Annotated in this window: 4 protein-coding genes; all 4 read left to right on the top strand. The window is 62.3% G+C overall.

The window, feature by feature from the left end:
• Positions 1–208 precede the first annotated feature (208 nt).
• The 4 genes from secY (at position 209) to rpsK (ending at position 3,271) form a co-directional block, all read left to right on the top strand.
• Positions 209–1,549, top strand: a complete 1,341-nt coding sequence (gene secY / locus EN964_RS29460; protein WP_127271595.1) for a preprotein translocase subunit SecY — start codon at positions 209–211, stop codon at positions 1,547–1,549.
• Complete coding sequence (locus tag EN964_RS29455) at positions 1,546–2,142, top strand: adenylate kinase (RefSeq protein ID WP_013531436.1); 597 nt, start codon at positions 1,546–1,548, stop codon at positions 2,140–2,142. The genes secY and EN964_RS29455 overlap by 4 nt, the downstream gene beginning before the upstream one ends.
• 209 nt (positions 2,143–2,351) lie before the next feature.
• The gene (rpsM, locus tag EN964_RS29450; RefSeq protein WP_013531437.1) at positions 2,352–2,720 is read left to right on the top strand and encodes a 30S ribosomal protein S13; all 369 of its coding nucleotides are present in this window, start codon (positions 2,352–2,354) and stop codon (positions 2,718–2,720) included.
• A 161-nt stretch (positions 2,721–2,881) separates the two neighbouring features.
• A complete protein-coding gene (gene rpsK, locus EN964_RS29445) occupies positions 2,882–3,271 on the top strand; it encodes a 30S ribosomal protein S11 (RefSeq protein WP_127277071.1) in 390 nt (129 codons plus the stop codon).
• The last annotated feature ends 81 nt before the right edge of the window (positions 3,272–3,352 follow it).

Genomic DNA, 3,352 nt, shown 5'->3' with positions numbered 1-3,352 from the left:
GGCAGCTGCCGAGTAACGGCAATTTGAAGCGCGATCGGCAGGAGTGGGATCCGTTTTTGCTCACGATTGCGCTTTGATCTGCTCGACGAGGCGGCCGCGTCAACGCGGCCGCTTGCATGTTTAGAGCCCGGAGCTTATCTCGTGAGCTTCGGTGAAACGCGCCGCCTGACCTCAGGGCCATCAAGCGTTACCAAGCGGAGAATCAGGCATGGCTTCGGCTGCTGAACAATTAGCCTCGAATCTGAATTTCTCGGCCTTCGCCAAGGCGGAGGATTTGAAGAAGCGCATCTGGTTCACGATCGGCGCGCTGCTCGTCTATCGCCTCGGCACCTACATCCCGCTTCCCGGCATCAATCCCGACGCCTTCGCCCAGGCCTTCTCCTCGCAGAGCAAGGGCGTGCTTGGCATGTTCAACATGTTCGCCGGCGGCGCCGTGGAGCGCATGGCGATCTTCGCGCTCGGCATCATGCCTTACATCTCCGCCTCCATCATCATGCAGCTGATGACCTCGGTCATCCCGTCGCTGGAAGCGCTGAAGAAGGAAGGCGAGCAGGGCCGCAAGGTCATCAACCAGTACACGCGCTACGGTACCGTGCTGCTTGGGCTGGTTCAGGCCTATGGCATTTCGGTCGGTCTGGAAGGCGGCAACGGCATCGTCAGCGATCCCGGCATGTTCTTCCGCGTCTCGACCGTCCTCACGCTGCTCGGCGGCACCATGTTCCTGATGTGGCTCGGCGAGCAGATCACCGCCCGCGGCATCGGCAACGGCATTTCGCTGATCATCTTCTCCGGCATCGTCGCCGGCCTGCCGCACGCCATCTCCGGCACGCTGGAGCTTGGCCGCACCGGCGCGCTGTCGACCGGCCTGATCCTGGCGATCATCGTGCTCGCCGTCGTCGTCATTGCGCTCATCGTGTTCTTCGAGCGCGCCCAGCGCCGCTTGCTGATCCAGTATCCGAAGCGCCAGGTCGGCAACCGCATGTTCCAGGGCGATACATCGCACCTGCCGCTGAAGCTCAATACGGCGGGCGTCATTCCACCGATCTTCGCCTCGTCGCTGCTGTTGCTGCCGGCCACCGTCGCGGGCTTCTCGCAGACGACCAACATGCCGGGCTGGGCAAGCACGATCCTGGCCGCACTCGGCCACGGCCAGCCGCTCTATATGGCATTCTATGCGGCGATGATCGCGTTCTTCGCCTTCTTCTACACTGCGATTGTCTTCAACCCGAAGGAAACCGCCGACCAGCTCAAGAAGCATTCGGGCTTCATCCCGGGCTATCGTCCGGGCGAGCGCACCGCCGATTACATCGATTACGTTCTCACCCGCATCACCGTCGTCGGCGCCATCTATCTGGTGCTGGTGTGCCTGTTGCCGGAGTTCCTGATCTCGGCGACTGGCGTACCATTCTACCTTGGTGGCACATCGCTTCTGATCGTGGTCAGTGTCACGCTCGATACGGTTGCGCAGATTCAGGGCCACCTGATCGCGCACCAGTATGAAGGCCTGATCAAGAAGTCGAAGCTGCGCGGGGGGAAGAAAGCCAGATGAGGTTGATATTGCTTGGGCCGCCAGGAGCGGGCAAGGGGACGCAAGCACAAAGACTGGTAGAAAAACACGGCATACCCCAGCTCTCGACGGGCGACATGCTGCGTGCTGCCGTCCAGGCAGGCACCGAAGTCGGCAAGCGCGCCAAGGCGGTGATGGATGCCGGTGAACTGGTGTCCGACGCGATCGTCAACGCGATCGTCGCCGAGCGTATCGATCAGCCCGACTGCGCCAAGGGGTTCATCCTCGACGGCTATCCGCGGACCCTGGTGCAGGCGGATGCGGTCGAGCAGATGCTGTCGGATCGCTCCCAGGGCCTCGACGCCGTCATTGAGCTCGTCGTCGACGACAAGGCCCTGGTTGGCCGGATCGTCAAGCGCGCCGACGAGGCGCAGGCCGCCGGCCTTCCCGTTCGCAAGGACGACAACCCGACCGTGTTCGAAGAGCGCCTGAGGGAATACTACAAGAAGACGTCGCCGCTGATTGGCTACTACTATGCCAAGGGCAAGCTCCGCAGTGTCGACGGCATGGCCGATATCGACGCCGTGACGGAACAGATCGAAGCGGTGCTCAAGGACGCAGTGCGGGGAAATTAACGATTGCACTTGACGGAGGCGGTTCGCTGCGGTATGGCGGCCCGTCTTCCTATCAGGCATGAGCTTTGCTTGTCCGCAAGGGCAAGGCAGCCGCATTGAACTGGAAACTCCCGCATGGGCCGGCCTCCACCGGACGCGGGGCAACTTAAGACAGCGCCGTGCCCGCCTCGTTTTTGAGGTTGGCCGGCCCACATGGAGAAGGGAAGAACATGGCTCGTATAGCCGGCGTCAACATTCCGACCAACAAGCGCGTTGTCATTGCGCTTCAATACATTCACGGCATTGGCAAGCGGTTCGCCCAGGAGATCGTCGACAAGGTCGGCATCCCGGCCGAGCGCCGCGTCAACCAGCTTACCGACGCGGAAGTGCTGCAGATCCGCGAAACCATCGACCGCGATTACCAGGTTGAAGGCGACCTGCGCCGCGAAGTCTCGATGAACATCAAGCGGCTCATGGACCTCGGCTGCTACCGCGGCCTGCGTCACCGCCGCTCGCTGCCGGTCCGCGGCCAGCGCACGCATACCAATGCGCGCACCCGCAAGGGCCCGGCCAAGTCGATCGCCGGCAAGAAGAAGTAATTTTTTAGGGGAATAAGGGAGTAGGGGAGTAAGGCAGTAGGGAATGCCCGCCAGTCGGGTCGCACTTTTCCCTACTCCCTTACTGCCCTATTCCCCTACTTCCTTACGAAGGTGGAGCCGCTGGCATTACGGCGGTGTAGAGATCAACTGAAAGGACTATCATGGCCAAGGAAGCCGCTCGTGTTCGCCGTCGCGAACGCAAGAACATCTCGTCGGGCGTTGCCCACGTCAATTCGACCTTCAACAACACGATGATCACCATCACCGACGCGCAGGGCAATTCGATTGCCTGGTCGTCGGCCGGTGCCCAGGGCTTCAAGGGTTCGCGCAAGTCGACCCCGTTCGCTGCCCAGATGGCTGCCGAGGATGTTGCCAAGAAGGCCCAGGAACACGGCATGCGCATGCTCGAAGTCGAGGTCTGCGGACCCGGCTCCGGTCGTGAATCGGCATTGCGCGCCCTGCAGGCGGCCGGCTTCACCATCTCCTCGATCCGTGATGTGACGCCGGTCCCGCACAATGGCTGCCGCCCGCGCAAGACGCGTCGCGTCTAAGCATTTACCGAACGCCGCGCGAGCGCCCTTGGGCGCTCCTCCGCGGCATTCCAGGTCGCCCGCCACCATCCAATCGTGGCG

Source organism: Mesorhizobium sp. M7A.F.Ca.CA.001.10.2.1 (genome assembly GCF_003998575.1).
GTDB lineage: Bacteria > Pseudomonadota > Alphaproteobacteria > Rhizobiales > Rhizobiaceae > Mesorhizobium.
Note: the sequence above shows the minus strand (reverse complement) of the source record. Positions and strands in the feature narration are given on the sequence as shown.

What these genes read in the sequence shown, in the direction of transcription:
- secY (WP_127271595.1), top strand. Translation starts at nt 209, where the DNA reads ATGGCTTCGGCTGCTGAACAATTAGCCTCGAATCTGAATTTCTCGGCC.
- EN964_RS29455 (WP_013531436.1), top strand. Translation starts at nt 1,546, where the DNA reads ATGAGGTTGATATTGCTTGGGCCGCCAGGAGCGGGCAAGGGGACGCAA.
- rpsM (WP_013531437.1), top strand. Translation starts at nt 2,352, where the DNA reads ATGGCTCGTATAGCCGGCGTCAACATTCCGACCAACAAGCGCGTTGTC.
- rpsK (WP_127277071.1), top strand. Translation starts at nt 2,882, where the DNA reads ATGGCCAAGGAAGCCGCTCGTGTTCGCCGTCGCGAACGCAAGAACATC.